This is a genomic window from Mesorhizobium sp. INR15 (assembly GCF_015500075.1).
Taxonomy (GTDB): domain Bacteria; phylum Pseudomonadota; class Alphaproteobacteria; order Rhizobiales; family Rhizobiaceae; genus Mesorhizobium.
The window spans coordinates 3,734,080-3,750,747 of record NZ_CP045496.1 but is presented as its reverse complement, the minus strand read 5'-3'; the positions used below and the strand labels follow the sequence as shown (position 1 = coordinate 3,750,747).

General features: G+C 61.9%; 15 protein-coding genes. 2 read left to right on the top strand and 13 right to left on the bottom strand.

Annotated elements, in window-relative coordinates; translation table 11 throughout:
• Window positions 1-38 precede the first annotated feature (38 nt).
• Window positions 39-782, top strand: a complete 744-nt coding sequence (gene lipB, locus GA829_RS18290) for a lipoyl(octanoyl) transferase LipB (RefSeq protein ID WP_195174103.1) — start codon at window positions 39-41, stop codon at window positions 780-782.
• 31 nt (window positions 783-813) lie between these two features.
• Here the strand turns inward: lipB and GA829_RS18285 are convergent, their stop codons facing one another.
• The 6 genes from GA829_RS18285 to mce all read right to left on the bottom strand — a co-directional run bounded on the left by GA829_RS18285 (window position 814) and on the right by mce (window position 7,145).
• Window positions 814-2,064, bottom strand: coding sequence for a site-2 protease family protein (locus GA829_RS18285; RefSeq protein WP_195174102.1), 1,251 nt, complete (start codon window positions 2,062-2,064; stop codon window positions 814-816).
• A 406-nt stretch (window positions 2,065-2,470) separates the two neighbouring features.
• A complete protein-coding gene (locus GA829_RS18280) occupies window positions 2,471-3,154 on the bottom strand; it encodes an ABC transporter ATP-binding protein (protein ID WP_195174101.1) in 684 nt (227 codons plus the stop codon).
• Window positions 3,151-4,452 (bottom strand): lipoprotein-releasing ABC transporter permease subunit, encoded by a 1,302-nt coding sequence (locus tag GA829_RS18275; protein WP_195174100.1) that lies wholly within the window; start codon window positions 4,450-4,452, stop codon window positions 3,151-3,153. The genes GA829_RS18280 and GA829_RS18275 overlap by 4 nt, the downstream gene beginning before the upstream one ends.
• Complete coding sequence (gene proS, locus GA829_RS18270; protein WP_195174099.1) at window positions 4,449-5,777, bottom strand: proline--tRNA ligase; 1,329 nt, start codon at window positions 5,775-5,777, stop codon at window positions 4,449-4,451. Before proS ends, GA829_RS18275 begins: the two co-directional genes overlap by 4 nt.
• A gap of 682 nt (window positions 5,778-6,459) precedes the next feature.
• Window positions 6,460-6,744, bottom strand: coding sequence for a DUF1467 family protein (locus GA829_RS18265; protein ID WP_195174098.1), 285 nt, complete (start codon window positions 6,742-6,744; stop codon window positions 6,460-6,462).
• Complete coding sequence (gene mce / locus GA829_RS18260) at window positions 6,741-7,145, bottom strand: methylmalonyl-CoA epimerase (RefSeq protein WP_195174097.1); 405 nt, start codon at window positions 7,143-7,145, stop codon at window positions 6,741-6,743. Before mce ends, GA829_RS18265 begins: the two co-directional genes overlap by 4 nt.
• A gap of 95 nt (window positions 7,146-7,240) precedes the next feature.
• Between mce and GA829_RS18255 the strand changes: the two genes are divergently transcribed.
• Window positions 7,241-8,068, top strand: coding sequence for an MBL fold metallo-hydrolase (locus GA829_RS18255; RefSeq protein WP_258052345.1), 828 nt, complete (start codon window positions 7,241-7,243; stop codon window positions 8,066-8,068).
• Window positions 8,069-8,214: 146 nt separating this feature from the next.
• Here the strand turns inward: GA829_RS18255 and GA829_RS18250 are convergent, their stop codons facing one another.
• From GA829_RS18250 to GA829_RS18220, 7 genes are read right to left on the bottom strand one after another with little or no spacing between them, the layout of a single operon-like run.
• The gene (locus GA829_RS18250; protein ID WP_195174096.1) at window positions 8,215-9,885 is read right to left on the bottom strand and encodes a ribonuclease J; all 1,671 of its coding nucleotides are present in this window, start codon (window positions 9,883-9,885) and stop codon (window positions 8,215-8,217) included.
• Between the two features lie 21 nt (window positions 9,886-9,906).
• Window positions 9,907-10,728 carry a biotin--[acetyl-CoA-carboxylase] ligase gene (locus GA829_RS18245; RefSeq protein ID WP_195174095.1) on the bottom strand — a complete coding sequence of 274 codons (822 nt, stop codon included), beginning with the start codon at window positions 10,726-10,728 and terminating at the stop codon, window positions 9,907-9,909.
• Window positions 10,729-10,733: 5 nt separating this feature from the next.
• Window positions 10,734-12,170 (bottom strand): NADH-quinone oxidoreductase subunit NuoN, encoded by a 1,437-nt coding sequence (nuoN, locus tag GA829_RS18240; RefSeq protein WP_195174094.1) that lies wholly within the window; start codon window positions 12,168-12,170, stop codon window positions 10,734-10,736.
• An 18-nt stretch (window positions 12,171-12,188) separates the two neighbouring features.
• Window positions 12,189-13,694, bottom strand: a complete 1,506-nt coding sequence (locus tag GA829_RS18235; protein WP_195174093.1) for an NADH-quinone oxidoreductase subunit M — start codon at window positions 13,692-13,694, stop codon at window positions 12,189-12,191.
• Window positions 13,694-15,667, bottom strand: coding sequence for an NADH-quinone oxidoreductase subunit L (nuoL, locus tag GA829_RS18230; protein WP_195174092.1), 1,974 nt, complete (start codon window positions 15,665-15,667; stop codon window positions 13,694-13,696). Before nuoL ends, GA829_RS18235 begins: the two co-directional genes overlap by 1 nt.
• An 11-nt stretch (window positions 15,668-15,678) precedes the next feature.
• A complete protein-coding gene (gene nuoK / locus GA829_RS18225; RefSeq protein ID WP_019858930.1) occupies window positions 15,679-15,987 on the bottom strand; it encodes an NADH-quinone oxidoreductase subunit NuoK in 309 nt (102 codons plus the stop codon).
• Between the two features lies 1 nt (window position 15,988).
• Window positions 15,989-16,609 carry an NADH-quinone oxidoreductase subunit J gene (locus GA829_RS18220; protein ID WP_195174091.1) on the bottom strand — a complete coding sequence of 207 codons (621 nt, stop codon included), beginning with the start codon at window positions 16,607-16,609 and terminating at the stop codon, window positions 15,989-15,991.
• Between the last annotated feature and the right edge of the window lie 59 nt (window positions 16,610-16,668).

Here is a 16,668-nt window from a genome sequence, read left to right as displayed (position 1 = left end):
CCAGATATCGCCATATGGAGGACAACACGAGACACGCCATGACAGAACGCAGCCAGATTGCCACGTCGTTCCTGCCCCTGCCCGGCTCAGCGCCGGTTGAGTGGCGGGTAGAGCCTGGTCTCACTGCCTATCCCGACGCCCTTGCGGTGATGGAGGCGCGTGCCGAAGCGATCCGAAGTGGTGCTGCTGGCGAGATGGTCTGGCTGGTTGAGCACCCGCCCCTCTACACGGCCGGCACCAGCGCCCGCATCGAGGACCTGATCGACCCGGAGCGGTTTCCGGTTTTCGCGGCCGGACGTGGCGGCGAATATACCTATCATGGGCCGGGTCAGCGGGTCGCCTATGTCATGCTCGACCTGAAGCGTCGGCGGGAGGACGTGCGGGCCTTCGTCGCCGCGCTCGAACAGTGGATCATCGGCACGCTCGCCGCCTTCAACGTGCGCGGCGAACGGCGTGAGGATCGCGTCGGTGTCTGGGTGGTGCGGCCGGATCGCCCACCACTACCAGACGGCTCGGCCGCCGAAGACAAGATAGCCGCGATTGGCATCAGGCTGCGGCGCTGGGTGAGCTTTCACGGAATCGCCATCAATGTCGAGCCGGACCTCGGCCATTTCAGCGGCATCGTGCCCTGTGGCGTGCAGGATCACGGCGTCACCAGCCTCGTCGATCTCGGCCTGCCGGTGACGATGGCCGATCTCGACGGAGCGCTGAAATCGGCCTTCGAGGATGTGTTCGGCGCTGTCGCCGCTTCCCAAGTCGAGGCAGTCCGCAAGGCGGGTTGATTTCTTTTCCGCGATAATTTCGCGCGGTGGCTCAGATCAATTGCGCGGATGCCCACAGGACGCCATAGCCATGAATGGCGAATACGGCCAGCAGCGCTCCGGCGATGACAAAACGGTCGACAGTGCGGATCGGCTTCAACTCATGGCGCGGTTTCACGCCGCTCCTCATTGTCAACAAACTGAGAATTGAAAAGACCGCCCCGGCTGCTAGCAGAAAGCCGGAGGAAAAGCCGGCCTGCCAGCCGAGCCCTAGGAATACGGACAACAGGAAGAATGACGCCAGGGCCAGCACGATAGGGCCCGGGCAAATCTGGCGCAGCACCTGGCCGCCGTCGAATTTCCACACCGGCACCAGGTTGCCGATGTTGAACAGAGCGAGAAAGCCAGCCAGCGTCGCCAGCAGAGCTGCGGCGGCCTTATGGCCCTCCCCGCCGGCAAACGTACTGGCGGCGATCGCCATCGGCACCAGGAAGGCGGAAAAGCCGGCGCCCATCAGCGCCACGAAAGCCACTTCGAATCGGCTGTCATAAGGCCGCCCGCCAATCGCGATGCCACCGAGCAGCGGAATGAAGATCATCCGCGCCTTGCGGTGTCCCATCAGGCGAAATGCCGCCATGTGGCCGAGCTCATGCAAGGCCACTACCGAGGTCAGGATCGCGGCCAGCGCCAGCCCGCCTAGATGCAGGCCGAAGAAGGGCCACAGAATCAGCGCCGAAAGTGCGGCGAAACCAACCTGGCTGAGCGGATGCTCAAACCAGCCGCCCTTGCGATACTGCCCGGTTCTCGCCCAGTGCTGCAGCTTGCCGAGTTCACGGCGCATGGCGAAATAGCGGAACACCAGGAAGGCAATCCCGCGATAACGATCCGTCTGGCTCAGCGTCACCCGCGTGCCACGGCCCTCGGACACGAGTTCAGTGGTTTCGCGATAGTCCTTCCAGAACGAGGCATCGAGCGCTGTATCCTCAATGACGCGCATCGAGAACCGACTGCCCTCGACAACCCCTTCAAAGCGAGAGATGCGCTCGATCGGCTGACCGTCGCGGCCTTCCCAGGACAGCACGACGCGGGCCATGCCGTCCCCATCCAGCGCTTCGGCGGACAGAATCTCACCGGACCAGCCGGCGTCGCTTCCAAGCGGCCACAGCGCCTGCCACAGGCGTTGACGGTCCATCACAACCACGCGGCTGAGCCTGACCATGCGCAACCCGAGCGGCGCGGTCATCAGCAGGAAAATCAGCCCGAGATTGGAGGCCACGAGGATGACCGTGACGATGGGCGACACGCGACGCTACTCCCTGTCTTCAGGGCACCCTAACGTCACGGCGGCAAGAAAGACTTAACGGCGCCATCCTGTGCTGGCCACAAAATCGCAGCAGCATGGCGCCGCTGCCTCACATCGCTCCGATCCAGATAGCCATGGAAATCAGAAACGTACTCATGCACACCAACGAGACGACATCCTGAACAAGATCGGTCATAACGCTCTCCTGTTGTTAGTATGTTCGCAATTTGTTCTAATTTTGTTCGATTGTCAACGACCGGAATCCGGCCCGGCCCGGAATCTTCGGGGGGTCAATCCGGCAGGGTTAAGGAAAGGTTGACGAGCCCGTCGGCCGGCATTGGGTGCTGGCCGCCGCTGGCGCGACGGCTGCCGTCCCTCCGCACGGAAGGCCGGCAATAAGCAGGCGCTAAAGAGGTACGACCTTGCCGTCGGCGAGCGTAACGCGACGATCCATGCGCGACGCCAGTTCGTGATTGTGAGTGGCGATCAGCGCCGCAAGCCCCGACTGCTTGACCAGCGCGCCCAGCGCTTCGAACACATAGGAAGCGGTGACCGGATCGAGGTTTCCGGTCGGCTCGTCGGCCAGCAGCACCAGCGGTGCGTTGGCGACGGCGCGCGCGATCGCGACACGTTGCTGCTCACCGCCGGAGAGTTCCGACGGACGGTGCGACGCCCGCTTGCCGATCTGCATGTAGTCGAGCAGTTGCGCTGCCCGCTCGGCGGCATCCTTGCGCGACAGCCCCTTGATGAGCTGCGGCATCATGATGTTTTCGAGCGCCGAGAATTCCGGCAGCAGATGATGGAACTGGTAGACGAAGCCGACATCGTTGCGGCGGATCGCCGTGCGCTCATCATCGGAAAGCCGGCCGCAGGCACGACCTGCCAGGATTACATCACCAGCGTCCGGGCGCTCCAGCAGTCCGGCGGTGTGCAGCAGCGTCGACTTGCCGGTGCCCGACGGCGCCACAAGCGCCACCATCTCGCCGCGCTTCAGCGAGAAATCGGCGCCGTTGAGAATGGTGAGCTTGCGCGGGCCCTGGACATAGTGCCGCTCAACGCTCTTCAGCTCGATAATGGCCTCGGCCATCATTCGTACCTCAGCGCTTCAACAGGATCGAGACGTGCGGCCCGCCACGCTGGAAACAGCGTCGCCAGGAACGACAGCACCAGCGCCATCATGACCACGGAAATCGTCTCGCTGACATCCATGCGGGCCGGCAACTGGCTGAGGAAATAGAGCTCGGGATTGAACAGCACCGTACCTGAAACCCACGAGAAGAACTCGCGGATGCGCTCGATGTTGAGGCAGATCACAACGCCGAGCAGCACGCCGGCCAATGTGCCGACAACACCGATGGCGGCACCTGTCATCAGGAAGATGCGCAGGATCGCCCCTCGCGACGCACCCATGGTGCGCAGGATGGCGATGTCATGCCCCTTGTCCTTCACCAGCATGATGAGGCCCGAGATGATGTTGAGCGCCGCCACCAGCACGATCAGCGTCAGGATCATGAACATCACATTGCGCTCGACCTGCAGTGCCGAGAAGAAGGTCTGGTTGCGCTGGCGCCAATCGACCATATCGATTGGCCGCTGCGCCGCCGTTTCGACCTGCGTTTTCAGCGCGTCGACATCATCAGGATTGTCGACATAGATTTCGATCGTCTGCGCCCGCCCATCCATGTTGAAATAGAGTTGGGCTTCGGAAAACGGCATGTAGACGATGGAACTGTCATATTCGGACATGCCGACTTCGAAGATCGCCGCGACCTTGTAGCCCTTCAGGCGGGGCGTGGTGCCCAGCGGCGTCACATCGCCATCCGGCGAGATGAGGCTGATGGTGTCGCCGAGTGTCAGGCCAAGGTTCTCGGCCATGCGCTTGCCGATAGCGACGCTCTCGCCGGTGTCAAAGCCGTCGAGCGTGCCTTGCTTGATGTTGTCGGCAACGATGGCGATCTTGCTAAGATCCTCGCCGCGTATGCCCCGCACCAGCGCCCCGGTGCCGCCACCGACATTGCCTTGTGCCAGCACCTGGCCGTCGATCAGCGGAATGGCGTATTTGACGCCGGGCACACCGTTGATGCGGGCGGCAACCTGCGCGTAATCCTCAAGCGGCGAATCCAGCGGCTGCACGATCAGATGGCCGTTGACGCCGAGGATGCGGGTCAAGAGTTCGGCGCGAAATCCGTTCATCACCGCCATGACGACGATCAGCGTTGCGACACCCAGCATGATGCCGAGGAACGAGATCGAGGCAATGACCGAGATCACCGTTTCCTTGCGCCGTGAGCGCAGGTAGCGCCAGGCCACCATGCGCTCGAAGACGGAAAATGGACCGGCGCCCGAGGGTCTTGCAGTCGCCGCTGATGGTGCCGCCGCCTGGCTCATGCAGCGGCACCGAAGCGCTTCTTCGCCTCCGCGATCGGCAGCGTCTCACGCTCACCGGTCTTGCGGTTCTTGATCTCGATCTCGCCGGCGGCAACGCCGCGCGGCCCCACGATCACTTGCCACGGCAGGCCGATCAGGTCGGCGGTGGCGAACTTGCCGCCCGGCCGCTGGTCTGTGTCGTCGTAAAGCACATCCTTGCCGGCGGCGACAAACGCCGCATTCAGCTCTTCGCAGACGCGGTCGCAATCGGCGTCGCCCACCTTCATGTTGATCAGGCCAATGTCGAAGGGCGCAACCGATTCCGGCCAGATGATACCGTTGTCGTCGTGGCTGGCCTCGATGATCGCCGCGATCAGCCGCGTCGGTCCAATCCCGTAGGAGCCGCCCGAGACGAAATGATCCTTGCCGTCCGGCCCGGTCACCTTGGCGCCCATCGGCTTGGAATACTTGTCACCGAAGTGGAAGATGTGGCCGACCTCGATGCCGCGCGCCGAAACCCGATCAGCGTCGCCGATCTTGTCCCAGGCCGCTTCGTCATGCATCTCGTCGGTCGCGGCGTAGGGCGTCGTCCACTGCTTGACGATGCCGCCGATCTCGGTGTCGTTGGCGAAATCGGTCTTCTCTCCCGGCACATCCAGCGAAAGATAGTCGCGATGGCAATAGACCTGGCTCTCGCCGGTTTCCGCCAGGATGATGAACTCGTGGCTGAGGTCGCCGCCGATGGGGCCGGTATCGGCCCGCATCGGGATCGCCTTCAGCCCCATGCGCGTAAACGTCCTGAGATAAGAGACGAACATGCGGTTGTACGCCGCCCTGGCGCCTTCAAAATTGAGGTCGAAGGAATAGGCGTCCTTCATCAGGAATTCTCGGCTGCGCATGACACCGAAACGCGGCCGCACCTCGTCGCGGAACTTCCACTGGATGTGGTAAAGGTTGAGCGGCAGATCCTTGTAGGATTTCACATAGGCACGGATGATCTCGGTGACCACTTCCTCATTGGTCGGCCCGTAGAGCATGTCGCGATCCTGCCGGTCCTTGATGCGCAGCATCTCCTTGCCGTAGTCGTCATAGCGCCCGCTTTCGCGCCACAGCTCGGCGGACTGTATGGTCGGCATCAGGATTTCAAGCGCGCCGGCGCGGTCCTGCTCCTCGCGAATGATCTGGCAAACCTTGTCCAGAACCCGCTTGCCCAATGGCAGCCAGGAAAAGCTGCCCTGCCCCTGCTGGCGGATCATGCCGGCACGCAGCATCAACCGGTGCGAGACGATTTCGGCTTCGCGGGGATTTTCTTTGAGGATGGGCAGGAAGTAGCGCGACAAACGCATGGACTGTTCCGTGAGAGAGGATGGCCGCAGCGGAATCAGCGCGGCGCAGGCTTGCTTGCCCCGGCTTCATAGCCATTTCATGGCGGAATGGAAACCCGGACGGGGCGCCGCGGGCCTTGGGGCCATTCCGGCCCGAATTGACAGTTCTCGCGCCTCGGCAATGAAACGGCCCCCGAAATGCAAGCGATCGACAGCAATGGCTATGAATGCCCGACCTCCGGCTCCAATTCTCATCGATAGAACGATTTATTCCTGACCTGGAAGGCTCTCCCCAACCTTATTGTTCGTTTCGAAAGCAAAGCCTGCCATTCTATTGTGCACTGCAGCACGAGAATGCCCGTTTAAGGGCAAAATTCTTCGTGACATTTTAATCCGCCTTAGGCTAGTGTGCCCCGATAACCGAGAGGGTAGAGAAAAATCTGCTCTCCTACGCGGTCAAAGTCTTGGGAGGATGCGATCTAGGCGCGGTTACTCGCTGCCGCCGGAAACCGGAAACAGATCGGACGCGTTTAAATTGCAAGGCCTTGTGCCTTGCATTTTTTTTGCCCAAACATCTGGTTAGCGCGACAAATTCACGAATTGCATGACCAACGGCCAATCCAGGTGAAGCGTGAATCCTCACGGTTCCTCGGGTGGTGCCACGATGACATCCAAGGCGCTGAAACGCGGCCTTTGAAAGCGGCTATTTCGTCGGCGGCTGACCGAATTCCGGCACGATATGCGGGATGTCATTCAGGCTGAGACCAAGCTGGTGCGTCAAGCCGTAGAAAATGCCCATGAGTACGGCCGTGACGATCGTTGTGCGCAGCACCGCACGCAGCATATGCGGGCCGCGCGGCGCGCTCGGAACGGTGCCAAGCGTCACGTCATGATCGTCGTCCTGCGTCTTGACGCTGAACGGCAACACCGCAAACAGCACCACCCACCAGGTGGCGAAGAAAAGCGCGGTGAACGATACCCAGCTCATGACTGCTCCAGTTCAATCAGCGTGCCGAAGAAATCCTTGGGATGCAGAAACAGCACCAGCTTGCCATGCGCCCCGATCTTCGGATTGCCGTCGCCCAGCACGCGCGCGCCGCTGGCCTTCAAACTGTCCCGCGCCGCCAGGATATCGTCGACCTCGTAGCAAAGATGATGCATGCCGCCGGAGGGATTCTTCTCAAGGAAGGCGGCGATCGGCGAGCCCTCGCCCAGCGGCTCCAGCAACTCGATCTTGGTGTTGCCGACGTTGATGAAGACAACAGTCACACCTTGTTCGGGCAGCGGCTGCGGCGCGGTCACCTCGGCGCCAAGCGTATTGCTGTAGGCAGCAATGGCCGCAGCCAGGTCCGGCACGGCAAGCGCAACATGGTTCAGGCGTCCGAGCATATCCGAGCTTTCCCCTCCCAGTTCAGTCAACGGCGTCATACGTCAAATCATGGGACATCAACAGCCTTTGAGGAGGAGCGCACTGTCGCACCTTGATGAACCGCCTTCGGAATCCTTCGAACGGGCAAGAAAATCAAAATTGCGAGCAGGCTATTCCAATCGGCGACGGCAAAGTACAAGCAGCAATGTTTGACGCTCAGCCTGCTCGCGCCCGTGTTTTCACCTTCGGCCTTGGGTCATTCAAGATCGCTGCTTTGCTTGATGCGGTTGATGTTCGCGACAACCTCGTGTCGGCGCTGGCGCCTGGACAATCGCCAATCGCAATGCAGGAACTCGCGGCCTCGAACTTTATCGACCGTGACCGATACGAGCACTGTTTCATCCCAACGCTGGTCGATACGGGTTCAGAAAAAGTCCTGTTCGACACAGGGTTCGGAGACACGGGCAGTTCGCTGCTGGGGTGTTTGCAGGACCTTGGGCTCGGGCCGAACGACATTGATGTTGTGATTATCACCCACGGGCACCCAGATCATATCGGGGGACTTGTGAAGAATGGCGAACCTGTTTTCGGGCGGGCGCGATATGTGTTCGGCGCGGCGGAATTCACCTTCTGGACCGAGGCAAGCACGGTTCGCGAGGCCAGACTGGAAAACCGCGATCTATTCAGGCGAATTTGCACCGGCTTGGCCAGCCAGGCAACATTCATAGCGCCGGGATGCGAGGTTCTGCCGGGTATTACCGCCATCGACGCAGCAGGCCATTCTCCCGGACTCCTGGCATTCCTCGTCGAAAGCGACGGGCACAACTGCTCGTCTGGTCGGACGCCTTCCTGCACTATGCCGTGTCCGTCCAGCATCCAGAGTGGCACGCCGATCTTGATGATGACAAAGAGCAAGCCGTCGAGACCCGCCTGCGCCTCCTGAAGATGGCGGCGGAGCGTCGCCTGCTGGTCGCTGGCCATCACATGCCGTTTCCGGGTCTGGGCCACATCGAATCGGTGAACGGCACTTATCGCTGGGTTCCCGTCAGCTATCAGTTGAACCTCTAGCGATCAGCTTCGCTCCGCTCCCTATCGCGTGACGAACACCGTCACCAGCGGCTTCTTGCCCCAGGCTTCGTTGGCGGCGCCACGCACCGCGCGGCGCACCGCTTCCTGCACCAGGTCGAGATCTTTCCGGCGTTGGCGGGGAATCGAGTCCACCGCACCGACCGCCGCATCGATCATCAGGTCTTCCAGCGTCTCGCCGCTGCCGTCGGCCTCGGCGACGCCGATGGCGACCAGATCAGGGTCGCCGGCAAGTTCGTACTTGTCGTCCAGCACGACGTTGACCGCGACATGCCCGGCAAAGGACAGCTTGCGCCTGTCTCGAATGCCCATTGCCTGGTCGGTGCCGATCAGCCTGCCATCCTTGTAGACGCGGCCGAACGGCACCTGGTCGATGATCGTCGCCGCACCCGGCCACAACCGCAGCATGTCGCCATCACGCACCTGCGCCACCTGGCCAATGCCCGAGGTCGACATCAACGAGCCCTGTGCCACCAGGTGCGCCGCTTCGCCATGCACCGGCACGCCGATCTGCGGCCGCACCCACTCATACATCTTGCGCAATTCGTTGCGGCGCGGATGGCCGGAGACATGCACCAGCGCATCGCCATCCTCGATGATCTTGATGCCGAGATCGATCAGCCGGTTCTTGATCTCGAGGATCGCCCTTTCGTTGCCGGGAATGGTGCGTGACGAAAACACCACCGTATCGCCTGCCGTGAACGACACCGATTTCATCTCGTCGCGCGACAGCTTGGCCAGTGCGGCCAAGGGCTCGCCCTGGCTGCCGGTGCAGATGATGACTAGGTTTTCGCGCGGAATGAAGCCGAAATCCTCTTCGGCGATGAATTCCGGCAAGCCGTCCATATAGCCGAGTTCACCAGCGACATCGATGACGCGCTTCAGCGAACGGCCAAGCACCAGGCACTGGCGGCCGGCGTCGCGCGCCGCCTTGGCGATCGAAACAATGCGCCCGACATTGGAGGAAAATGTCGTGACCGCAACGCGGCCCTTGGCGTTCTGGATGACGCCCTTGAGGCCTTCGCCGACGGCGACTTCCGAGGGGGACTCCCCTTCGCGCATCGCATTGGTGGAATCGCAGACCAGCGCCAGCACGCCCTTGTCGCCATAGGCACGGAAGCGCGCCTCATCGGTTTTGGGCCCGATCGTCGGCTGCGGATCGATCTTCCAGTCACCGGTGTGGATGACGGTGCCGGCCGGCGTGGTGATGGCCAGCGACATCGGCTCGGGAATCGAGTGCGCCACCGGAATGGCCTCGATCTCGAACGGACCGACGGTGAATTTCTCACCGGCGCGGTAGATCGTCACCGGAATCTTCGGCGCGCCCTGCTCGCCTTGCCGCTTGGCGTCCAGCAGGCCGGCGCTGAACGGCGTCATCCAGACCGGCGCCTTCAGCTTCGGCCAGGTGTCGAGCAGCGCGCCATAGTGGTCTTCATGCGCATGGGTGATGATGATCCCGCGCAGATTGGCGAGGTTCTCCTCGATGAAGCGCGTGTCGGGCAGAACCAGGTCGACGCCAGGCAGGCTGGCATCGGGAAACGTTACGCCGACATCGATGACGATCCATTCGCGCGCGCTGGGCGGCCCGTAACCATAGAGGGCGAAGTTCATACCGATCTCGCCGACGCCGCCGAGCGGCACGAACACGAGTTCGGCGTTTTCCGCTTTCGCCATGATATTCCCTTTCCTGGCCGGTCAGACCCTGGCGGATGCGACCGCGCCGAAATGCACATCGCCCGCGGCGATCGTCAGAACCGAACCTTCATCGTCGCGGATCACGAAACGGCAGTCCTCGTCAATGGTTTCAAACACTCCACGCACCACATTACCGTCAATTCTGACAGCAACCTCGCCGCCAAGCCCCGCGGCGCGTGCTAGCCAGCGTTTCCGGATGGCGCCAAGTCCCCGGCCATCATCCCACAGCCGCGCATTTTCGCTCCAGGCATCCGACAATGCCAGGAACAGTGTTTCGGCATCACATGTCGCTCCCAGCGCATGCAAGGATGTCGCCGGATAAGGCAAATCCTCGGGATAAGCCACAACATTGACGCCGATGCCAACGGCCACGCCAAAGCGGCCGCCATCAAGCATCGCCGATTCCAGCAGGATGCCGGCGAGCTTGGCGCCGGAGGCAAGCACGTCATTTGGCCATTTCAGTTCGAAACGGTTGCGCCCTTCGCTGCCGCCATCGAGGCCGATCGCAATCTTGCCCTTCGGCACCACGGCGTCGAGCGCATCGGCCAGTGCCAGGCCGGCGACGAAGCCGAGCGTCGCCGCCAGCCGCAGCTCGGCGCCGGTGATGACGAGCAATGTCGCGGCAAGGTTGCCTTCGGGCGACACCCAGACACGGCCGCGACGGCCGCGCCCGCTTTCTTGCTTTTTAGAGACGACCCACAACTTGCCGGAATCACCGGCCCGCGCATGGTCCAGTGCGACAGCGTTGGTGGAGCCGACCGTGTCATGTGCCTCGAGCCGGAACCCTTCCGCCTCAGAGGTTGGAGCCAGCCGAAATGCCATGCCGTTTAGAAGAATGTCTTCGCGGCGGCTTCGGCATAGGTGCCGATCGGACCACCGATCAGCACATAGAACAGCACGAAGGCGCCGGAGACGCCGAGCACGAGGCGCAATTCGCTGGCCATCGGCACGAAACCGCCGACCGGCTCATCGAACCACATGATCTTGATAATGCGCAGATAATAGAAGGCACCCACCACGGAGGCCAGCACGCCGATGATCGCCAGCGCGTAGAGCCCGGCGTTGATGGCGGCGAGGAACACGTACCACTTCCCCCAGAACCCGGCGAGCGGCGGGATGCCGGCCAGCGAGAACATCAGGATGGTCAGGATCGTCGCCATGATCGGATTGGTCGACGACAGGCCGGCCAGGTCGCTGATCTGCTCGACATTGCCTTCCTTGCGCCGCATGGCGAGGATGAAGGCGAATGTGCCAAGCGTCATCACCAGATAGATCAGCATATAGATGGCAACGCCCCGCACGCCAGCCTGGCTGTTGGCGGCAAGGCCAACCAGCGCATAGCCCATATGGCCAATGGACGAATAGGCCATCAGGCGCTTGATGTTGGTCTGGCCGATGGCGGCGAAAGCGCCAAGCGCCATCGAGGCGATCGAGATGAAGACGATGATCTGCTGCCAGTCGGCGGCGATCGGCTTGAAGGCGCCCATGGTGACGCGCACGATCAGTGCCATCGCCGCCATCTTGGGCGCGGCCGCCAGGAATGCCGTCACCGGTGTCGGCGCACCTTCATAGACGTCTGGCGTCCACATGTGGAACGGCACCGCCGAGATCTTGAACGCCAGGCCGGCAAGCACGAAGACGAGACCGAAGACGAGGCCGAGCTGACGCTCGCCGCTGCCGAGCGCAGATGCGATCTCCTGGAAGCCGGTGTTGCCGGTATAGCCGTAGACCAGGCTGATGCCATAGAGCAGCATGCCGGAGGACAGCGCGCCGAGGACGAAATATTTCAGGCCGGCCTCGGTCGAACGCAGGTTATCGCGGTTGATCGCCGCCAGCACGTAGATCGCCAGCGATTGCAGTTCGAGGCCGAGATAGAGCCCGATCATGCTGTTGGCGGAGATCATCAGCATCATGCCGAGCGTGCACAGAAGGATCAGCACCGGATATTCGAACTTGTCGAAATGCTCTGCCTTGGCGAAACGTCCCGACATGACCAGCGTCACCGCCGAACCAACCAGCGCCAGCACCTTCATGAAGCGGGCGAAAGAATCCTGGACGAAGGCGTGGCCATAGGCGCTGCCCTGCCCGGTGTAGAAGATCATCCAGGCGCCGGCGGCCACCAGCACGGCGACGGCAAGGCCGGTCACCAGGGTGCTGGTGTTTGCGCGCGAATAGGCGCCGACCATCAGCAGCGCCAGGGCGCCGATGGCAAGGATCAGCTCTGGCGTCGAGAGCGACAGGCTGGAGAGAAGGTCCGGCGTCATGATTCGCAAAACCCTTGGTTAATTCGCCGCCGCGGTCTGCGCGGCGCCGATGGATGCAGTGACATTGGTGACGAGCGACTTGACCGATTCGGCCGTCGCATCGAAGACCGGGGCGGGATAGACGCCGAAGAAGATGACCAGAACCACCAGCGGGTAGATGATGACCTTCTCGCGCGGCGACAGATCCAGCAGGCCCTTCAGGCTTTCCTTGGTCAGCGCCCCGAAGATCACCCGGCGGTAGAGCCAGAGCGCGTAGGCGGCCGACAGGATGACGCCGGTGGCGGCGAAGAACGCCACCCAGGTATTGACCCTGAATACGCCGAGCATGGTCAGGAACTCGCCGACGAACCCGCTGGTGCCGGGCAAGCCGACATTGGCCATGGTGAAGATCAGGAACACGGTGGCGTATTTCGGCATGTTGTTGACGAGGCCGCCATAGGCCGCGATCTCACGTGTGTGCATGCGGTCGTAGATGACACCGACGCACAGGAACAGCGCGCCGGAGACGAGGCCGTGGCTGAGCATCTGGAAGATGGCGCCCTGCACGCCTTCCTGGTTCATCGCGAAAATGCCCATGGTGACGAAGCCCATGTGAGCGACCGACGAATAGGCGATCAGCTTCTTCATGTCCTCCTGCATCAGCGCCACCAGCGAGGTGTAGATGATGGCGACGACGGAGAGCGCGAAGACCAGCGGCGCGAACATTTCCGACGCCAGCGGGAACATCGGCAGCGAGAAGCGCAGGAAGCCGTATCCGCCCATTTTCAACAGGATGCCGGCCAGGATGACCGAGCCTGCCGTCGGCGCCTCGACGTGCGCATCGGGCAGCCAGGTGTGCACCGGCCACATCGGCATCTTCACCGCGAAGGAAGCGAAGAATGCCAGCCATAACCAGGTCTGCATGTTGGCAGGGAAATTATGCGTCAGAAGCGTCGGGATGTCCGTGGTGCCGGACTGGTAGAACATCGCCATGATGGCGAGCAGCATCAGCACCGAGCCGGCGAGCGTATAGAGGAAGAACTTGAACGAGGCATAGACGCGCCGCTTGCCGCCCCAGACGCCGATGATGATGAACATCGGGATCAGGCCGGCTTCGAAGAAGACGTAGAACAGCACGATATCCAGCGCGCAGAACACGCCGATCATCAGCGTTTCCAGCAGCAGGAAGGCGATCATGTAGGCTTTGACGCGCTTCTCGATCGATTCCCACGACGCCAGGATGCAGAGCGGCATCAGGAATGTCGTCAGGATCACGAACAGCATCGAAATGCCGTCGACGCCCATATGGTAGGAAATGCCGGAGTCGAGCCAGGCGAATTTCTCGACGAACTGGAAGCCGGCCTGCGAATTGTCGAAGCCGGTCCAGATGAACAGCGAGATGATGAAGGTGACCGTCGTCGTCAACAGCGCGATGGCGCGGATGTTGCGGCGGGCGTTATCGCTGTCATCGTTGATGAACAGGATGAGCAGCACACCAACCAGCGGCAGGAAGGTGACCAGCGACAGAATGGGCCAGGCGGTCATCAGAGCATCATCCAGGTGACGAGTGCGGCAACGCCGATCAGCATCGCGAAGGCATAATGGTAGAGGTAGCCAGTCTGCAGCTTGACGACGCGGTTGGTGACATCGACGACGCGCGCCGAAATGCCGTCAGGGCCAAGGCCGTCAATGATGGTGCCGTCGCCTGTCTTCCACAGGAAGCTGCCAAGGCGCTTGGCCGGCCCCACGAACAGGAAGTCGTAAAGCTCGTCGAAATACCACTTGTTGAGCAGGAAGGCATAGAGCCCGCGATGCCGCGCGGCGAGATTGACGGGCATTTCCGGCGAGCGGATGTAGAACTTCCAGGCCAGCGCGAAGCCGAGCACCATGGCGATGAAGGGTGACAGCTCGACCCACAGCGGCAGTTCGTGGATCTCGTGCAGGATGTGATTGTCCGGCAGCGTGAACAGCGATGCCTTCCAGAATTCCGCATAGCCTTCGCCTATGAACGAGCCGTGGAACATCACGCCGGCAAACAGCGCGCCCGCTGCCAGGATGAACAGCGGCACCAGCATGACCGGCGGCGATTCATGGACGTGATGCATGACATCATGGCTCGCCCTTGGCTTGCCGTGGAAAGTCATGAAGATCAGCCGCCATGAATAGAAGGAGGTGAAGCAGGCGGCAATGACCAGCATCACGAAGGCGAAACCCGCCATCGAATTGTGGCCGGCAAAAGCGCTCTCGATGATCGCATCCTTGGAGAAGAAGCCGGCGGTGCCGATGATGGTTGCCGGAATGCCGAGACCGGTCAGCGCCACCGTGCCGATCACCATCATCCAGTAGGTGGTGGGGATCAGCTTGCGCAGGCCGCCCATCTTGCGCATGTCCTGCTCGTCGGACACGGCATGGATGACCGAGCCCGAGCCGAGGAACAGCAGCGCCTTGAAGAAGGCATGCGTGAACAGGTGGAAGATCGCCGCGCCATAGGCGCCGACGCCGAGCGCCACGAACATGTAGCCGAGCTGCGAACAGGTCGAATAGGCGATGACGCGCTTGATGTCGTTCTGGACCAGGCCGACCGTTGCCGCGAAGAAGGCGGTGAAGGCGCCGATAAAAGTGACCACGGTCAGTGCCGAATGCGACAGCTCGAACAGCGGCGACAGACGCGCCAGCATGAACACGCCAGCCGTCACCATGGTAGCGGCATGGATGAGCGCGGAAACCGGTGTCGGGCCTTCCATGGCATCCGGCAGCCAGGTGTGCAGCGGCACCTGCGCCGACTTGCCCATGGCGCCCATGAACAGCAGCAGGCAGACGATGGTCATTGCCGCCTGCTTGTCGAGCGCATGGCCGAGGAAGGTCAGCACGGCGGCGCCCTGCGGCGCGCCTTCAGCTGGAATGTAGGTCGCCGCGTTGGCGAAGATGGTGCCGAGGTTGACCGAACCGAACAGCACGAAGACGCCGAAGATGCCGAGCGCGAAGCCGAAATCGCCGACGCGGTTGACGACGAAGGCCTTGATGGCCGCGGCATTGGCCGACGGCTTCTTGTACCAGAAACCGATCAGCAGGTAGGACGCGAGGCCCACCCCTTCCCAGCCGAAGAACATCTGCACTAGGTTGTCCGCCGTCACCAGCATCAGCATGGCGAAGGTGAACAGCGACAGATAGGCAAAGAAGCGCGGCCGGTTCGGATCGTGGTGCATGTAGCCGATCGAATAGATGTGAACCAAAGCCGACACGGTGTTGACCACCACCAGCATCACCACCGTCAGCGTGTCGATCCTGAGCGCCCAGGATGCCTCCAGCCCGCCGGACTGAATCCAGCGCAGCACCGGCACGGTGAACACTTCACCATGGCCGAAGCCGATAGTGAAGAAAGCGACCCACGACAGCACGGCCGAAATCACCAGGAAACCCGAGGTGATGTATTCGGACGCCTTGGCGCCGAGCGACGTGCCGAACAGGCCGACGATCAGGAAGCCGAGCAGTGGAAGGAAGACGATGGCCTGATACATGGTGGTTCCCGTCAACCCTTCATCATGTTCACGTCTTCGACCGCGATCGAGCCGCGGTTGCGGAAGAAGACGACGAGGATGGCAAGTCCGATGGCGGCTTCAGCCGCCGCGACCGTCAGCACGAACAGTGCGAACACCTGGCCGACCAGATCGCCGAGCGCCGCCGAGAAGGCGACGAAATTGATGTTGACCGCAAGCAGGATCAGCTCGACCGACATCAGGATGACGATGACGTTCTTGCGGTTCAGGAAGATGCCGAACACGCCGAGCGTGAACAGGATTGCCGATACGGTCAGGTAGTGCGCGATGCCGACGACCATTTCAGAGACCCTCGCCCGATTTGACCTTGCGGATTTCCATGCCTGTCGCCGGCGTGCGGCCGACCTGGGCTGCGATCGACTGCCGCTTGACCCCTTCCTTGTGGCGCAGCGTCAGCACGATGGCGCCGATCATGGCGACCAGCAGGATGAGGCCCGAAATCTGGAAGTAGTAGAGGTAGTCGGTATAGAGGATGTCGCCGAGTGCAGCCGTATTTGTCCGCGTGGCGAGATCCGGAATTGGCTTGGAGACCGTGGAGGCCAGCCGCGGCGCGAATGTATAGCCGCCGAGCACGACGATCAGCTCCGCCGCAAGGATCAGCCCGACCAGCGCGCCGATCGGCGCGTATTGCAGAGCGCCGCTCTTCAGTTCGGCGAAATCGACGTCGAGCATCATGACGACGAACAGGAACAGCACCATGACCGCGCCGACATAGACGACGAGCAGGATCATCGCCAGGAACTCGGCCCCGGTCAGCATGAACAGGCCGGCGGCGTTGAAGAAGGTCAGAATCAGGAACAGCACCGAATGCACGGGGTTGCGCGACGAAATGACCATGAACGCCGATGCCACGGCGACAAAGGCGAAGAGGTAGAAAAAGGCCGCCTCTAGTCCACTCAACATGGGGTTCCCCCGGGTTCCTGTCGGACCGACATTCGTCTGTCCGTTCTCTGGCTTCGTTC